Origin of the sequence: Pseudomonas cucumis, assembly GCF_030687935.1 — a bacterium.
GTDB classification, from domain to species: domain Bacteria; phylum Pseudomonadota; class Gammaproteobacteria; order Pseudomonadales; family Pseudomonadaceae; genus Aquipseudomonas; species Aquipseudomonas cucumis.
In genome coordinates this window covers 5,110,976-5,127,190 of record NZ_CP117454.1, presented here as the reverse complement: position 1 = coordinate 5,127,190, position 16,215 = coordinate 5,110,976, and the positions used below count along the sequence as shown (strand labels likewise).

Below are 16,215 nucleotides of genomic sequence, written 5' to 3'. Positions count from 1 at the left end.
ATTGTTGCGTGAGCGTCTAAGTGTCAGGCCACCAGCTCGTTGGCGCTGAAGCTGTTCACACCGATCAATTGGATTTCGAAGTCCGCACCGGTGTTGCCGCTAACATTGCCCGACAGCACCTGGTCGATGAAGCGCAGTTGGCCGGCTCCGGTAAAGTCATTGGCACCGATGAAGGTGAAGCCGTTGACGCCAGCACTGAGCAGGTTGGCATCAAACTGCGTCAGATCGACCTTGTCGCCCTGCAGGCTGCTGAAATCAGTGATGACATCACGCAGGTTGCCAATTCCCGTTTCGTTCCATGCATTGAATACAAATGTGTCTGCGCCATCGCCGCCGGTCAGGGTGTCCGCGCCCAGGCCACCGATCAGCGTGTCGTTCCCCAGACCGCCGATCAGGGTGTCGGCACCCAGGCCGCCGTCAAGGAGGTTGGCGCCATCGTTACCGGTCATGCGGTTGTTGACTGCGCTGCCGGTGCCGTTGAGGTTGGCATTGCCGATGAGGATCAGGTTCTCGACGTTGGCGCCGAGGGTGTAGTCGATGGACGAGAACACCCGGTCGAGCGCGGTCAGCGAAGTATCGGTTTCGATCACCACATCGCCGACGTTGTCGACGTAGTAAGTGTCGACGCCATCACCACCGATCAAGGTATCAGCGCCCGCGCCACCGTCGAGGGTGTCGTCACCGGCACCGCCGCTGAGCGTATTGTTGCCGGTATTGCCGGTCAACACGTTATTCAAGGTATTGCCGGTGGCGTTGAGGCTGTCACTGCCAGTCAGGACAAGGTTTTCCAGGTTGCTGCCAAGGGTCCAGTTCACCGAGGCACGCACGGTGTCGATTTCGCCGAGCAGGGTGCTGGTTTCGGTGAGGGTATCACCGAGGTTGTCGACGATGTAGGTGTCGTTGCCCAGGCCGCCGATCAGGGTGTCGGTGCCTAGACCACCGTCGAGGATGTTGGCGCCATCGTTACCGGTCATGCGGTTGTTGACTGCGCTGCCGGTGCCGTTGAGGTTGGCATTGCCGATGAGGATCAGGTTCTCGACGTTGGCGCCGAGGGTGTAGTCGATGGACGAGAACACCCGGTCGAGCGCGGTCAGCGAAGCATCGGTTTCGATCACCGCATCGCCGACGTTATCGACGTAGTAAGTGTCGACGCCGTCGCCACCCGTCATGATGTCGGCGCCGATGCCGCCGACCAGGGTGTTGGCCCCGGTGTTGCCGGTCAGGCTGTTGTTCAGTTCGTTACCGGTGCCGTTGATTGCGTTGCCGCTCAACACCAGGTTTTCCAGGTTGGCGCCGAGGGTCCAGTCCACCGAGGAGCGCACGGTGTCGATTTCGCCGAGCAGGGTGCTGGTTTCGGTGAGGGTGTCGCCGAGGTTGTCGACGATGTAGGTGTCGTTGCCCAGACCGCCGATCAGGGTGTCGGCACCCAGGCCGCCGTCAAGGAGGTTGGCGCCATCGTTACCGGTCATGCGGTTGTTGACTGCGCTGCCGGTGCCGTTGAGGTTGGCATTACCGATGAGGATCAGGTTCTCGACGTTGGTGCCGAGGGTGTAGTCGATGGACGAGAACACCCGGTCGAGCGCGGTCAGCGAAGTATCGGTTTCGATCACCACATCGCCGACGTTGTCGACGTAGTAAGTGTCGACGCCATCACCACCGATCAAGGTATCAGCGCCCGCGCCACCGTCGAGGGTGTCGTCACCGGCACCGCCGCTGAGCGTATTGTTGCCGGTATTGCCGGTCAACACGTTATTCAAGGTATTGCCGGTGGCGTTGAGGCTGTCACTGCCAGTCAGGACAAGGTTTTCCAGGTTGCTGCCAAGGGTCCAGTTCACCGAGGCACGCACGGTGTCGATTTCGCCGAGCAGGGTGCTGGTTTCGGTGAGGGTATCACCGAGGTTGTCGACGATGTAGGTGTCGTTGCCCAGGCCGCCGATCAGGGTGTCGGCACCCAGGCCGCCGTCAAGGAGGTTGGCGCCATCGTTACCGGTCATGCGGTTGTTGACTGCGCTGCCGGTGCCGTTGAGGTTGGCATTGCCGATGAGGATCAGGTTCTCGACGTTGGCGCCGAGGGTGTAGTCGATGGACGAGAACACCCGGTCGAGCGCGGTCAGCGAAGCATCGGTTTCGATCACCGCATCGCCGACGTTATCGACGTAGTAAGTGTCGACGCCGTCGCCACCCGTCATGATGTCGGCGCCGATGCCGCCGACCAGGGTGTTGGCCCCGGTGTTGCCGGTCAGGCTGTTGTTCAGTTCGTTACCGGTGCCGTTGATTGCGTTGCCGCTCAACACCAGGTTTTCCAGGTTGGCGCCGAGGGTCCAGTCCACCGAGGAGCGCACGGTGTCGATTTCGCCGAGCAGGGTGCTGGTTTCGGTGAGGGTGTCGCCGAGGTTGTCGACGATGTAGGTGTCGTTGCCCAGACCGCCGATCAGGGTGTCGGCACCCAGGCCGCCGTCAAGGAGGTTGGCGCCATCGTTACCGGTCATGCGGTTGTTGACTGCGCTGCCGGTGCCGTTGAGGTTGGCATTACCGATGAGGATCAGGTTCTCGACGTTGGCGCCGAGGGTGTAGTCGATGGACGAGAACACCCGGTCGAGCGCGGTCAGCGAAGCATCGGTTTCGATCACCACATCGCCGACGTTGTCGACGTAGTAAGTGTCGACGCCATCACCACCGATCATAGTGTCGGCGCCGAGACTGCCATCGAGGGTATTGGCTCCGGTGTTTCCGGTCATGCGGTTGTTTGCTGCGTTGCCGGTGCCGTTGATGGCATTGCCGATAAGGATCAGGTTCTCGACGTTGGCGCCGAGGGTGTAATCGATTGTCGAGAACACCCGGTCGAGCGCGGTCAGCGAAGCATCGGTCTCGGTCACCACGTCGCTGACGTTGTCGACGTAGTAGGTGTCGACGCCATCACCACCGATCAAGGTATCAGCACCCGCGCCACCGTCGAGGGTGTCGTCACCGGCACCGCCGCTGAGCGTATTGTTGCCGGTATTGCCGGTCAACACGTTATTCAAGGTATTGCCGGTAGCGTTGAGGCTGTCACTGCCAGTCAGGACAAGGTTTTCCAGGTTGCTGCCAAGGGTCCAGCTTACCGAGGCACGCACGGTGTCGATTTCGCCGACCAACGTACTGGTTTCGGTGAGGGTGTCGCCGAGGTTGTCGACGATGTAGGTGTCGTTGCCCAGACCACCGATCAGGGTGTCGGTGCCCGCACCGCCGTCGAGGATGTTGTTGCCGGTGTTACCGGTCAACGCGTTACTCAAGGTATTGCCAGTGGCGTTGAGGCTGTCACTGCCAGTCAGGACAAGGTTTTCCAGGTTGCTGCCAAGGGTCCAGTTCACCGAGGCACGCACGGTGTCGATTTCGCCGAGCAGGGTGCTGGTTTCGGTGAGGGTATCACCGAGGTTGTCGACGATGTAGGTGTCGTTGCCCAGGCCGCCGATCAGGGTGTCGGCACCCAGGCCGCCGTCAAGGAGGTTGGCGCCATCATTGCCGGTCATGCGGTTGTTGACCGCGCTGCCGGTGCCGTTGAGGTTGGCATTGCCGATGAGGATCAGGTTCTCGACGTTGGCGCCGAGGGTGTAGTCGATGGACGAGAACACCCGGTCGAGCGCGGTCAGCGAAGCATCGGTTTCGATCACCACATCGCCGACGTTGTCGACGTAGTAAGTGTCGACGCCATCACCTCCGATCATAGTGTCGGCGCCGAGACTGCCATCGAGGGTATTGGCTCCGGTGTTTCCGGTTATGCGGTTGCTTGCTGCGTTACCGGTGCCGTTGATGGCATTGCCGATAAGGATCAGGTTCTCGACGTTGGCGCCGAGGGTGTAGTCGATGGACGAGAACACCCGGTCGAGCGCGGTCAGCGAAGCATCGGTTTCGATCACCACATCGCCGACATTGTCGACGTAGTAGGTATCGACGCCGTCGCCCCCGGTCATGGTGTCTGCGCCCGCCAAACCATTGAGGGTGTTATCCAGGGCGTTGCCGATCAGGGTGTCATCAAAAGTCGAACCAGTAGCGTTTTCGATCTTGGCGCCGAAAGCAATCGCCAATCCGTTAACGGCTGTCTGATTCGTGAGCTCCACAAACGCTTTGCCGATAGTGCTGAAAGTGCCTTCGTTCAGGTTGAGGCGCACTGCTTGAAGCTGGTTGCTGCCGTCGAGAGTGTCGTTGCCACCGGCATCCCAGATGGTTTCGAAAACCGACTGGTCAGACGCCCAACTGTAGGTATTGTTACCGGTTTGCCACAGGTTATTGGCGCCATACAGACTCTGGATCGCGAGGATGTCGAGCAGCATCGGCGTAGTAGGCTGATAAGAGTACGAGTCGTTGTAACTCATGACGGTGTAAAAGACATCATCCAGCGAGGCGTCAAGCACGGTGGCGTTTGTCGCACTGGCGGAAAACGGGTGCTTGAGGCCAAGCGCATGGCCGATTTCGTGAACAAAGGTCAGATAGTCGTAGGTGCCTTTGACAGGATTGGGGTTATTGGTTTCCGTTCCTATCCATACATCCCCGCCAGTAGGAGAGTTGGCGGGGGAGTAGGCCCAGGCGGCCGTCTCGTTATCCATCAACCGGTAACCGCCAAATCGCAAGTCACCAACATTCGTGATGTTGTCGCTGGTCAGTGTGAAATTGATGTTCGCAACCGCACTCCAAGTGCTCAGCGCGCTGGTGATCGCGCTCTGCTGAGCTGCTGTCAGGGCATATAGAGCGTTGTACTCGTTGTCGGCGCTATAGTCGGTGATGAAGTACGAGGTGATCGGCGCCATAAAGCTATAGCTAAGGTTGGTAGGCCCGGTGGGAGTCCAGTTGGAACCTAGCCAGTAGGTGCCGGAAATGATGCTATCGACGGCAGTGACACCGGTCAGCGACGAAGGAAAGCTAAAGGAGTAGGTCAACGGTGTAGGCATAGTGATTTTTCCTGAGTGCGCTGCGGCCTTTCCCGAATGCGACCGCTACAAAAGTACAATTTTGCACCAGAAACGTTACGCTTGGCATCATATGGCCACTATTTTTCTGATTGATGGCGTCAAATAACTGGCCCGGCGAACTGTATCGGCGAGTGACGTAGAATCCTTAAGCAAAGCGCTCTGTATTTCGTTCATTAACAGGCCATCGATTTCCCATGACCCTTGCCAATCCCATCCTCATCCGCGAAACCTTCCCCGTCGGGCCGTTGCAGTGCAACTGCACAATCATCGGTGACCCGATCACCAAAAAAGCCATCGTGGTCGACCCGGGCGGTAATCACGAACTGATCCTCGCCCGCCTCGACGCCCTGGGCCTGAAAGTGGTCAGCATCATTCACACTCACGCGCACCTCGATCACTTCCTGGCCTCCGGTCAGTTGAAGGAGAAAACCGGCGCGACGCTGCACTTGCATAAAGAAGATCAATTCCTCTGGGACAACCTGGAAATGCAGTGCCAGATGTTCGGGGTGCCTTACACCCCGGTGCCACCGCCAGATCGCTGGTTGGCCGACGATGAGGAGCTGGCTTGCGGGTGTGGCGTGGCGTTGCACACGCCGGGTCATACACCGGGTTCCATGAGCTTTTGGTTTTCAGAGGCTAAGCTGCTGATAGCCGGCGATACGCTGTTCAAGCGTGGGGTAGGGCGCACGGATTTATGGGGAGGCGATCAGGCGACTCTCGTGCGTTCGATCAAGCAACGGTTGTATACCCTCGACGAAGAGGCGACGGTGGTGACCGGTCATGGTCCGGATACGTGTCTGGGCGATGAAATGCGCGGTAACCCCTTTGTACGAGCCTGAAGATGCAGTTGTGAAAGGCACGACGGAATTTTTGGCGTTGGCCATGATCCAACGCCCGCAAAGGTTCATTGCTTAAGTCCGCTGCACCACAGAATGCAAAAAAGTAGGAGCTCTCCATGTTCACCTCGCGTCGTTTGATTATTGTCGCTACTGCTGTGGCTTTGTTGTCCGGTTGCGCATCGCAGAACCCTTATGACAATCAGGGTCAGGCTGATGGCGGTTCTACAGGCATGAGCAAAACCGCCAAATACGGTGGCCTCGGCGCCTTGGCCGGTGCACTGGCCGGTGCTGCCATCGGTCACGATAACCGTGGCAAGGGCGCGCTGATTGGCGCCGCCGTGGTGGGAGCTTCTGCCGCCGGTTACGGTTACTACGCCGACCAGCAGGAGAAAAAGTTGCGGGCCAGCATGGCCAACACTGGGGTTGAAGTGCAGCGCCAGGGCGATCAGATCAAGCTGATCATGCCGGGCAACATCACCTTCGCCACCGATTCGGCGAACATCGCGTCGAGTTTCTACCAGCCGCTGAACAACCTGGCGGCCTCGCTCAAGGAGTTCAACCAGAACCAGATCGAGATCGTCGGCTACACCGACAGCACCGGCAGCCGTCAGCACAACATGGACCTGTCCCAGCGTCGTGCCCAGAGTGTGGCGACTTACCTGACCTCCCAGGGTGTCAGCGGCGCCAACCTGTCGGCGCGCGGTGCCGGGCCGGATAACCCGATTGCCAGCAATGGTGATGTGAATGGCCGGGCTCAGAACCGCCGTGTCGAGGTCAACCTGAAGGCGATTCCGGGCCAGCAATATGGCGGTCAGCAACAGCCAGGCACTGTTCAGCAGTACCCATAAGCAGCTGATCTCTCCCTGAAATGAAAATGCCCGATCCTTAAATGATCGGGCATTAATGAGATGGTCACCCCCACACCCTGCGAGGGCTACGCTTTCGCAGGGTGTTTTGTTTTCGGAGGCCATCATCATGAGCGAGTCAGCGCTGATCGGGATCGATCTCGGTAAACACAGTTGCCACCTGCACGGCCAAGACAAATTGGGCCGAGAGGTGTTTCGCAAGAAGCTCTCGCGTCAACAAATGATGACGCTTTTCGGCAATCTGCCGGCCTGTACCGTGGTGATGGAAGCTTGTGCCGGCGCGCATTTCGTCGCTCGCCAGCTGATGGCCATGGGGCATGAAGCCAAACTGATTTCCCCGCAATTCGTCCGCCCCTTCGTCAAAGGCAACAAAAATGACTTCGTGGATGCCGAAGCCATTTGCGAGGCGGCTTCGCGTCCATCGATGCGCTTCGTTTCGCCTAAAACAGAGGCACAGCAGACGCTTTCCGTTCTGCATCGCCTGCGCGAGTCGCTGGTACGCGATCGCACCAAAACCGCCAATCAAATGCATGGTTTCCTACTGGAGTTCGGCATCAGCCTGCCCAAGGGCCTGGCGATCATGAAGCGGTTGGCGAGTATTTTGGCTGAGCATGAGTTGCCCGTTCGGTTGACAGTCCTGTTACAGCGCTTGCATGAGCATTTCTGTTATCTGGATGAACAGATCAAGGCGCTGGATAAAGAGCTGGCAAGCCAACTGGCCGACGATGATCTCGGCAGCCGCTTGCTGAGCTTGCCGTGTGTCGGGCCGATCACCGCCAGCCTGCTGGCTGTAGAGGTGGGCGATGGCCAACAGTACAAATGCAGCCGTGACTTCGCCGCCTCCGTGGGCTTGGTGCCCAGGCAGTACAGCACCGGCGGCAGGGCTAATTTGCTGGGCATCAGCAAGCGCGGCGACAAGCATCTCAGGCAGTTGCTGGTTCAATGTGCTCGGGTCTATATGCAGAGGCTAGAACACCAGAAAGGGGCTCTGGCCGACTGGGTGCGCTCATTGCTTGGGCGACGACACTCGAACGTGGTGGCCTGCGCCCTGGCTAACAAGCTGGCGCGGATCGCGTGGGCGCTAGCGGCTCACCATACGCAATATGAAGCAGGGCCAGACGCGCTGAACGCCTGACCCTGCGGTTGTTGCAGTACCACGAATCACCCTTCAGGTTTTGCGATAGCTGAACAACGGATGACGTGAACGGCCCACCGGCCTGACGAAGAACCTGACATAAAAATCGGCTTCAGAAGCCGCGGCATTTTTCAGGATCGTCAGGCGCGACTCTCATCGTGGCGCGGGGCATGCCCTGGATCGACGCCGGATAGATTTAAGCAAGCCAACCACTTCACCCATTAATCAGTATTGCAAAAATGGGGGTGACCATAGATTTTTTGTGCCGCCTGTAGTGACCTCTTCGCGGGCAAGCATGGCTGTCACAACATTTCGCTCATCGCCGATCCATTGTGGGAGCGGGCTTGTCCGCGAAGAGGCCTGAACAGGCGATGAAACACTTCAGAAATGAAAAAGCCCCCGGACAATCACTCGTCCGAGGGCTTTTTCATGTCGCGCGAAACCTGATTACTTCTTCAGGCCGTAATGCTCATCGAGCATGCCCGGCGCGTTCGGGGCTTTGGGGGCGTAGTCGCGAGGCGGTTCCTGATCGCGCGGTGGCGTCAGACGTTCCCGTGGAGCCTGCGCCGCGTCGGCGTGCAGGGCAGCCAGCAAACGTTGGCGAGTCTGCTCGTCCAGGGCCAGACGGTTGGCGCCCTCGGCGAGATGCTCCTGCACTTCCTGATAGCTCTGAGTCAGTTTCTTGACCAGTGTTGCAGTGCTGTTGAAGTGGGTGACCACTTCGTTCTGATAATTGTCAAAACGTTCCTGAATATCATCCAGCTGACGTTGCGTGCGGTTAGGCGCGGCATTCGGCACCAGGCGAGCGATCAGGAATCCAATGGCGACACCCACAACCAGGGCAAGAGTCGGCAACAACCAAACTAAGAGCGAGTGTTCCACGAGTCCTTCCTCTATAAACGGCTTTGCTTTACGTTAACGGCTCGAACCTGCGCTGTATACCGCGATTCACTCGCAATAGATTGGCACAGACAATTGGCTAGACGAGTCGACCCGATTCGAGGTCACGGAGTTCCTTCCTTGCTTATGCGCGAAACCCCTGTAGTGATTGATGGCCCGGTGGGTCAACTGGAAAGTTTGTACCTTGATAATGAGCAGCCGCGCGGCATTGCGCTGATCTGCCATCCGAACCCGGTGCAGGGCGGCACCATGCTCAACAAAGTGGTCTCGACCCTGCAGCGCACTGCCCGCGATGCCGGTTTGATTACCCTGCGTTTCAATTACCGTGGCGTCGGTGCCAGCGAAGGCTCCCACGACATGGGCACCGGAGAAGTCGACGATGCTCAGGCTGTCGCCGAATGGCTGCGGGCCAGACACCCTGACTTGCCGCTGACCCTGTTCGGTTTTTCTTTCGGCGGTTTTGTTGCAGCAAGTCTCGGCGGACGCCTGGAAGCCAAGGGCGAACAGCTCAAGCATGTGTTCATGGTCGCGCCTGCGGTCATGCGCCTGGGCGATCAGGATCAACTGCCGCAGCAGGGCGAACTGACCCTGATCCAGCCGGAAACCGACGAAGTGATCGATCCGCAGCTGGTTTACGATTGGTCCGACGCACTCGATCGCCCCCATGAGCTGCTGAAAGTGGCAGAATGCGGACACTTTTTTCATGGCAAGCTGACCGATCTCAAGGATCTGATCCTGCCGCGTCTTTCGAATTGATTGCAGTCTGACAAGCGATTACCCATGACGACTCGTACCCGTATCCTCACCGGCATCACCACCACCGGCACGCCGCACCTGGGCAACTACGCCGGCGCCATTCGCCCGGCGATCCTGGCCAGCCGTGACAGCAATGCCGATTCGTTCTACTTCTTGGCCGACTACCACGCCCTGATCAAATGCGATGACCCGCTGCGCATCCAGCGCTCGCGTCTGGAAATCGCCGCGACCTGGCTGGCCGGTGGTCTGGATGTGGATCGTGTGACGTTCTATCGCCAGTCCGACATCCCCGAAATCCCTGAGCTGACCTGGCTGCTGACGTGCGTCGCCGCCAAGGGCTTGCTCAACCGCGCCCACGCCTACAAGGCTTCGGTGGACAAGAACGTCGAGACCGGCGAAGACCCGGACGCCGGCATCACCATGGGCTTGTACAGCTATCCGGTGCTGATGGCGGCGGACATCCTGATGTTCAACGCTCACAAAGTGCCGGTCGGTCGTGACCAGATCCAGCACGTGGAAATGGCCCGTGACATCGGGCAGCGCTTCAACCACTTGTTCGGCCAGGGCAAAGAGTTCTTCACCATGCCCGAAGCACTGATCGAGGAAAGCGTCGCCACCTTGCCAGGGCTCGACGGTCGCAAGATGTCGAAGAGCTACGACAACACCATTCCGTTGTTCAGCAGCGCCAAAGAGATGAAAGACGCGATTTCGCGGATCGTTACCGACTCCCGTGCCCCGGGCGAAGCCAAAGATCCGGACAACTCGCACCTGTTCACCTTGTTCCAGGCTTTCGCTACGCCGGCACAATCCGACGAATTCCGCAGCGAATTGCTCCAGGGCCTGGGTTGGGGCGAGGCGAAGAATCGTCTGTTCCAACTGCTCGACAGCGAATTGGGCGAGTCCCGCGAGCGTTATCACCAGCTGATCGAACGCCCGGCGGATCTGGAAGACATTCTGCAACTCGGCGCCAAGAAAGCTCGCGCTGTGGCGACGCCGTTCCTCCACGAACTGCGTGAAGCGGTCGGCCTGCGTTCTTTCGTCGCTCAGACCCAAGTCGCAGCGACCACCAAGAAGAAAGCCGCGAAAGCCGCGCGTTTCGTCAGCTTCCGTGAAGACGACGGCAGTTTCCGCTTCCGTCTGCTGGCGGCCGATGGCGAACAACTGTTGCTCTCGCGCAACTTCGCCGACGGTAAAACCGCAGGGCAAGTGACCAAGCAACTGCAATCCGGTCAAGCCTTGGACGTGCGCAGCGAAGACCTGAGCTTCAGCGTCTGGCTGGAAGGCGAGTGCGTTGCCGACAGCCCGGCCTTCGCCGACAGTACTGCTCGCGATGCTGCCATCGGTGCTTTGCGCGTTGCCCTGACACCGGTTCAGGAATAATCAACGGCTCGGTCCGACCAAGGGCCGATTGCCATTCCCACGGGCCGTCGCTACAGTGACGGCCCGTTTTTGTTGCCTTGCTAACGAATTATGACGCCCCTAGAACGATATCAAGCTGATCTGAAACGCCCGGAATTCTTCCATGACGCCGCCCAGGAAACTGCCGTGCGCCATTTGCAGCGCCTGTACGACGATCTGGTCGCAGCCTCGCAAAACAAACCGGGCCTGCTCGGCAAACTGTTTGGCAAGAAAGACCAGGCACCGGTCAAGGGCCTGTACTTCTGGGGCGGCGTTGGTCGCGGCAAGACTTACCTGGTCGACACCTTCTTCGAAGCGCTGCCGTTCAAGGAAAAGACCCGCACTCACTTTCACCGCTTCATGAAACGCGTGCATGAAGAGATGAAGACTCTAGGCGGGGAGAAAAACCCGCTGACCATCATCGCCAAGCGTTTCTCCGACGAGTCGCGAGTGATTTGTTTCGATGAGTTCTTCGTTTCCGACATTACCGACGCGATGATTCTTGGCACGTTGATGGAAGAGTTGTTCAAGAACGGCGTGACCCTGGTCGCGACGTCGAACATCGTGCCGGACGGCCTGTACAAGGACGGCCTGCAGCGTGCGCGTTTCCTGCCGGCCATTGCGCTGATCAAGCAGAACACCGAGATCGTCAACGTCGACAGCGGCGTCGATTACCGTCTGCGCCACCTCGAGCAAGCGGAGCTGTTCCACTTTCCGCTGGATGACGCTGCCCAGGAAAGCCTGCGCAAGAGCTTCCGGGCCCTGACGCCGGAATGCACGGCAGCCATCGAGAACGACGTTCTGGTGATCGAGAACCGTGAAATCCGTGCTGTGCGCACCTGTGATGACGTGGCCTGGTTCGACTTCCGTGAACTCTGCGACGGCCCACGCAGCCAGAATGATTACATCGAACTGGGTAAAATTTTCCATGCCGTGTTGCTCAGCAATGTCGAGCAGATGAGCGTCACCACCGACGACATCGCCCGACGTTTTATCAACATGGTCGACGAGTTTTACGACCGTAACGTGAAGCTGATCATTTCTGCCGAAGTCGAGCTCAAAGACCTCTACACCGGTGGTCGCCTGAACTTCGAGTTCCAGCGTACGCTTAGCCGTTTGCTGGAAATGCAGTCGCACGAATTTCTGTCACGGGCGCATAAGCCGTAGGGCGATTCGGTAAATAAAAAGGGCTTGCATATGCAGGCCCTTTTTTGTGCGTCGAATGATCGTTACCACGCTCCGCGTGGGAACGATCATGAAAGGCGGATTATGCCGCTTGCTGAAACTGCTGCCGATACTGGTTCGGCGACAACTCCGTGTGCTGGCGGAACAGCCGGGCGAAGAAGCTCGCATCGTCGTAACCGACTTCATAGCTGATGGTCTTGATGCTCTTGCGGCTGCCGGACAGCAAGCCCTTGGCGGTTTCGATGCGCAGTCGCTGCAGGTAATGCAGCGGTTTGTCGCCGGTGGCGGTCTGGAAGCGGCGCATGAAGTTGCGGATGCTCATGCCGTGTTCGCGGGCCACGTCTTCGAAGCGGAACTTGTCAGCGAAGTGTTCTTCGAGCCAATGCTGGATCTGCAGGATGATCACGTCCTGGTGCAGTTTCTGCCCGCCGAAACCGATCCGCCCCGGCGCATAGCTGCGCTGTACTTCGTAAAGAATGTCGCGGGCCACGGCCTGGGCCACGTTGGCGCCGCAAAAACGCTCGATCAGGTAGATGTAGAGGTCGCAGGCCGAGGTGGTGCCGCCGGCGCAATACAGGTTGTCGGCATCGGTCAGGTGTTTGTCCTGATTGAGCTGAACCTGCGGGAAGCGCTCGGCAAACGCATTGAAGAAACGCCAGTAGGTCGTCGCTTCCTTGCCATCGAGCAACCCGGCTTCGGCCAGCCAGAACACGCCGGTGGCCTCGCCACACAACACGGCGCCGCGTGCATGCTGCTGACGCAGCCACGGCAGGACCTGTGGATAACGTTTGCAGAGGGTGTCGAAATCGTCCCAGAAGGCGGGAAGGATGATGACGTCGGCATTTTCCAGGCCGGCGTCCACCGGCATGATCACATCGCTGAAGCTGTTCACCGGTTTGCCGTCGGGGCTGACCAGCCGGGTTTCAAACGCCGGTGTCAGGCCGTGGCCCAGTTGTTTGCCATAGCGCAGGCTGGCCAGATGGAAGAAATCCTTGGCTTGCATGAGGGTGGAAGCGAAAACCCGGTCGATAGCCAGGATGCTGACGCGCCGCAAGGGCGTGGAGACGTGGTTAGACATAATTCAACTTTATTCTTATAGGGGAAAGTGGTCACCAGACGGCTGGATCGTCTTATTTTTTGTCGGATGTGTCCAGTGTCCTGTATCGGAAGCGAGGCTTAGTCTCTAAAGGTCAATTCCGGCTAACAATAACGACAGGTGCCGCATGATTCCCAGAACCTTGTTCAGCTCCGAGCACGAACTTTTTCGCGACAGCGTGCGAACGTTCCTCGAAAAAGAGGCCGTGCCGTTCCATGGGCAATGGGAAAAACAAGGCTATATCGACCGTAAACTCTGGAACAAGGCAGGGGAGGCGGGGATGCTCTGTTCGCATTTACCGGAAGAATACGGCGGGCTGGGGGCTGATTTTCTCTACAGCGCGGTGGTGATCGAAGAGGTCGGCCGCCTGGGGCTGACCGGGATCGGCTTTTCTCTTCATTCGGACATTGTGGCGCCTTACATCCTGCATTACGGCAGTGAAGCGCTGAAACACAAATACCTGCCCAAACTGGTGTCTGGCGAGATGGTCACCGCGATTGCCATGACCGAGCCGGGTGCCGGTTCCGACCTGCAAGGGGTGAAAACCACCGCTGTGCTGGATGGCGACGAATACGTGATCAACGGTTCGAAGACCTTCATCACCAATGGCTTTCTGGCTGATTTGGTGATCGTCGTGGCCAAGACCGATCCGAAGGCGGGGGCGAAGGGTACCAGTCTGTTTCTGGTGGAGGCCAATACGCCGGGTTTCGCCAAGGGCAAGCGTCTGGAAAAGGTCGGCATGAAGGCTCAGGACACCTCGGAGCTATTCTTCCAGGACGTTCGGGTGCCGAAGGAAAACCTGCTGGGTCAGGCCGGGATGGGCTTCGCTTACCTGATGCAGGAACTGCCGCAGGAGCGTCTGACGGTCGCGGTGGGTGGCTTGGCGTCAGCCGAAGCGGCGTTGCAATGGACGCTGGATTACACCCGTGAGCGCAAGGCTTTCGGCAAGGCCATCGCCGACTTCCAGAACACCCGCTTCAAACTCGCTGAAATGGCGACCGAAATCCAGATCGGCCGGGTTTTCGTCGATCGCTGCCTGGAACTGCATCTGCAAGGCAAGCTCGACGTGCCGACAGCGGCGATGGCCAAGTACTGGGGCACCGACCTGCAATGCAAGGTGCTCGACGAGTGCGTGCAGTTGCATGGCGGTTACGGTTTCATGTGGGAATACCCGATCGCCCGGGCGTGGGCGGATGCGCGGGTGCAGCGGATTTATGCCGGGACCAATGAAATCATGAAGGAGATTATTGCTCGGTCGCTGTAATTTGCAGTGACTGGGCGGACGCCTTCGCGGGCAAGCCACGCTCCCACAGGTTTGTGATTTCCTGTGGGAGCGTGGCTTGCCCGCGATTGGGCCTATGGATCAATCAAGGAGCAGGATTCGGCTGATCCTGGTGAATCGCCTCGATCCCCGCCAACACTTCGTCGGAAAGTTTCAGCTCGAAGCTGGCAATGTTGCTGTCCAGTTGCTCAAGCGTGGTGGCGCCAATGATGTTGCTGGTGACGAACGGTTGCTGTGTGACGAAGGCCAGTGCCATCTGCGCCGGGTCCAGACCGTGTTCACGAGCCAGTGCCACATAACGGCTGCACGCCGCTTCCGATTGCGGATTGAAATAGCGGCTGAAGCGGCTGTAGAGGCTCAGACGACCTTTGGGCGGACGTGCGCCACCTTCGTATTTGCCCGACAGGAAGCCGAACGCCAGCGGCGAGTAGGCGAGCAGACCGCACTGTTCGCGGATGGCGATTTCCGCCAGGCCGACTTCGAAGCTGCGATTGAGCAGGTTGTAGGGGTTCTGGATCGATACGGCGCGCGGCCAGCCACGAGCTTCGGCGAGGGCGAGGAAACGCATGGTGCCCCATGGGGTTTCGTTGGACAGGCCGATGTGGCGGATCTTGCCGGCCTTGACCTGTTCGTCCAGTGCTTCGAGGGTGTCTTCCAGCGGCGTGAGGTTGACTTCGCTCGTGTGCTTGTAGCCCAGTTGCCCGAAGAAATTGGTGCTGCGTTCCGGCCAGTGCAACTGATAGAGATCGATGTAGTCAGTCTGCAAGCGCTTGAGGCTCGCATCCACGGCCTGGACGATGTGCTCGCGGTTGTGCTTGAGGTTTTTGTCGCGGATGTAGTCGATGGTGTTGCCGGGGCCGGCGATCTTGCTCGCCAGGATCCAGTCGGCGCGATCGCCGCGGCTTTTGAAGTAATTGCCGATGTAGCGCTCGGTGGTGGCGTAGGTTTCGGCCTTGGGCGGCACCGGGTACATTTCGGCGGTGTCGATGAAATTGATCCCGGCGCTCTTGGCCCGTTCGATCTGGGCGAAGGCTTCAGCCTCGCTGTTTTGCTCGCCCCAGGTCATGGTGCCGAGGCAGATTGCACTCACGTTCAGATCGGTACGGCCTAGCTGGCGATAGTCCATCGGGTGCTCCTTGGGCAAAACAATCATAAAAGCAGGTTGAATTATTTTTCGCAATCTGCATAATTGCGCACCTCTTTCTGCAGTGGAAGTGATGCGCCGCCGCCGAAGAATCTTGCCGTTGAACGGACGCGCCGACCCGAGCCCCCGAAAGCGTCTGTATCCGGCTGCCTTTGACTTGTCAAAGTACGCACTATTCAGTAAGATCCGCCGTCTAATTTACAGGGCGGCCCCTGAGGCTATAAAGAATGAAAACTTTTACTGCTAAACCGGAAACAGTACAGCGCGACTGGTTTGTCGTCGACGCTGCAGGTCAGACCCTGGGTCGTCTGGCCACCGAAATCGCGAGCCGTCTGCGTGGCAAGCATAAAGCTGAGTACACTCCTCACGTTGACACCGGCGATTACATCGTCGTTATCAATGCCGAGCAGATTCGTGTAACCGGTGCTAAAACCACCGACAAAATCTACTACTCCCACTCCGGTTTCCCGGGCGGCATCAAGTCGATCAACTTCGAAAAGCTGATCGCTAAAGCCCCTGAGCGCGTGATCGAGACCGCGGTCAAAGGCATGCTGCCTAAAAACCCGCTGGGTCGCGACATGTATCGTAAGCTGAAAGTCTATGCGGGCGCTGTACACCCTCATACTGCTCAGCAGCCCCAAGAACTGAAGTTTTAACGGAATAGTTCA

At 58.6% G+C, this 16,215-nt stretch carries 12 protein-coding genes; 8 read left to right on the top strand and 4 right to left on the bottom strand.

Annotation, left to right across the window (positions count from 1 at the left end; genetic code table 11):
- Positions 1–23: 23 nt before the first annotated feature.
- On the bottom strand, positions 24–4,925 hold the full coding sequence (locus tag PSH97_RS23210) for a M10 family metallopeptidase (protein WP_305446849.1): 4,902 nt from the start codon (positions 4,923–4,925) through the stop codon (positions 24–26).
- Positions 4,926–5,140: 215 nt separating this feature from the next.
- Here PSH97_RS23210 and PSH97_RS23205 point away from each other — a divergent pair, with 215 nt between their 5' ends.
- From PSH97_RS23205 to PSH97_RS23195, 3 genes are all read left to right on the top strand, one after another.
- On the top strand, positions 5,141–5,785 hold the full coding sequence (locus PSH97_RS23205) for an MBL fold metallo-hydrolase (RefSeq protein WP_305446848.1): 645 nt from the start codon (positions 5,141–5,143) through the stop codon (positions 5,783–5,785).
- Between the two features lie 116 nt (positions 5,786–5,901).
- Positions 5,902–6,633, top strand: a complete 732-nt coding sequence (locus tag PSH97_RS23200; protein WP_305446847.1) for an OmpA family protein — start codon at positions 5,902–5,904, stop codon at positions 6,631–6,633.
- A 127-nt stretch (positions 6,634–6,760) separates the two neighbouring features.
- Positions 6,761–7,786: an IS110 family RNA-guided transposase gene (locus PSH97_RS23195; RefSeq protein ID WP_305446846.1), complete on the top strand. Its 1,026-nt coding sequence runs from the start codon at positions 6,761–6,763 to the stop codon at positions 7,784–7,786.
- 447 nt (positions 7,787–8,233) lie between these two features.
- On the opposite strand, the gene PSH97_RS23190 is transcribed toward PSH97_RS23195, so the two are convergent.
- Positions 8,234–8,668, bottom strand: coding sequence for a YhcB family protein (locus PSH97_RS23190; RefSeq protein WP_305446845.1), 435 nt, complete (start codon positions 8,666–8,668; stop codon positions 8,234–8,236).
- Between the two features lie 144 nt (positions 8,669–8,812).
- On the opposite strand from PSH97_RS23190, the gene PSH97_RS23185 reads away from it, so the two are divergent.
- From PSH97_RS23185 to zapE, 3 genes are all read left to right on the top strand, one after another.
- Positions 8,813–9,442 (top strand): alpha/beta hydrolase, encoded by a 630-nt coding sequence (locus tag PSH97_RS23185; RefSeq protein ID WP_305446844.1) that lies wholly within the window; start codon positions 8,813–8,815, stop codon positions 9,440–9,442.
- 24 nt (positions 9,443–9,466) lie between these two features.
- The gene (locus PSH97_RS23180; protein ID WP_305446843.1) at positions 9,467–10,822 is read left to right on the top strand and encodes a tryptophan--tRNA ligase; all 1,356 of its coding nucleotides are present in this window, start codon (positions 9,467–9,469) and stop codon (positions 10,820–10,822) included.
- A 90-nt stretch (positions 10,823–10,912) separates the two neighbouring features.
- On the top strand, positions 10,913–12,007 hold the full coding sequence (gene zapE / locus PSH97_RS23175) for a cell division protein ZapE (protein ID WP_038981618.1): 1,095 nt from the start codon (positions 10,913–10,915) through the stop codon (positions 12,005–12,007).
- Between the two features lie 100 nt (positions 12,008–12,107).
- Here the strand turns inward: zapE and PSH97_RS23170 are convergent, their stop codons facing one another.
- Positions 12,108–13,004, bottom strand: coding sequence for a GlxA family transcriptional regulator (locus tag PSH97_RS23170; RefSeq protein WP_305449857.1), 897 nt, complete (start codon positions 13,002–13,004; stop codon positions 12,108–12,110).
- 244 nt (positions 13,005–13,248) lie between these two features.
- On the opposite strand from PSH97_RS23170, the gene PSH97_RS23165 reads away from it, so the two are divergent.
- Entirely contained in the window at positions 13,249–14,385 is a 1,137-nt protein-coding gene (locus tag PSH97_RS23165) for an acyl-CoA dehydrogenase family protein (RefSeq protein WP_038981619.1), read from the top strand.
- Positions 14,386–14,488: 103 nt separating this feature from the next.
- Here PSH97_RS23165 and PSH97_RS23160 read toward each other — a convergent pair whose 3' ends face one another.
- A complete protein-coding gene (locus tag PSH97_RS23160) occupies positions 14,489–15,529 on the bottom strand; it encodes an NADP(H)-dependent aldo-keto reductase (protein ID WP_305446842.1) in 1,041 nt (346 codons plus the stop codon).
- A 245-nt stretch (positions 15,530–15,774) separates the two neighbouring features.
- Here PSH97_RS23160 and rplM point away from each other — a divergent pair, with 245 nt between their 5' ends.
- A complete protein-coding gene (rplM, locus tag PSH97_RS23155) occupies positions 15,775–16,203 on the top strand; it encodes a 50S ribosomal protein L13 (protein WP_007905295.1) in 429 nt (142 codons plus the stop codon).
- The last annotated feature ends 12 nt before the right edge of the window (positions 16,204–16,215 follow it).

Bases quoted from the DNA above. Each gene is read 5' to 3' on its own strand.
- PSH97_RS23210 (WP_305446849.1), bottom strand. From the start codon at position 4,925: ATGCCTACACCGTTGACCTACTCCTTTAGCTTTCCTTCGTCGCTGACC.
- PSH97_RS23205 (WP_305446848.1), top strand. From the start codon at position 5,141: ATGACCCTTGCCAATCCCATCCTCATCCGCGAAACCTTCCCCGTCGGG.
- PSH97_RS23200 (WP_305446847.1), top strand. From the start codon at position 5,902: ATGTTCACCTCGCGTCGTTTGATTATTGTCGCTACTGCTGTGGCTTTG.
- PSH97_RS23195 (WP_305446846.1), top strand. From the start codon at position 6,761: ATGAGCGAGTCAGCGCTGATCGGGATCGATCTCGGTAAACACAGTTGC.
- PSH97_RS23185 (WP_305446844.1), top strand. From the start codon at position 8,813: ATGCGCGAAACCCCTGTAGTGATTGATGGCCCGGTGGGTCAACTGGAA.
- PSH97_RS23180 (WP_305446843.1), top strand. From the start codon at position 9,467: ATGACGACTCGTACCCGTATCCTCACCGGCATCACCACCACCGGCACG.
- zapE (WP_038981618.1), top strand. From the start codon at position 10,913: ATGACGCCCCTAGAACGATATCAAGCTGATCTGAAACGCCCGGAATTC.
- PSH97_RS23165 (WP_038981619.1), top strand. From the start codon at position 13,249: ATGATTCCCAGAACCTTGTTCAGCTCCGAGCACGAACTTTTTCGCGAC.
- PSH97_RS23160 (WP_305446842.1), bottom strand. From the start codon at position 15,529: ATGGACTATCGCCAGCTAGGCCGTACCGATCTGAACGTGAGTGCAATC.
- rplM (WP_007905295.1), top strand. From the start codon at position 15,775: ATGAAAACTTTTACTGCTAAACCGGAAACAGTACAGCGCGACTGGTTT.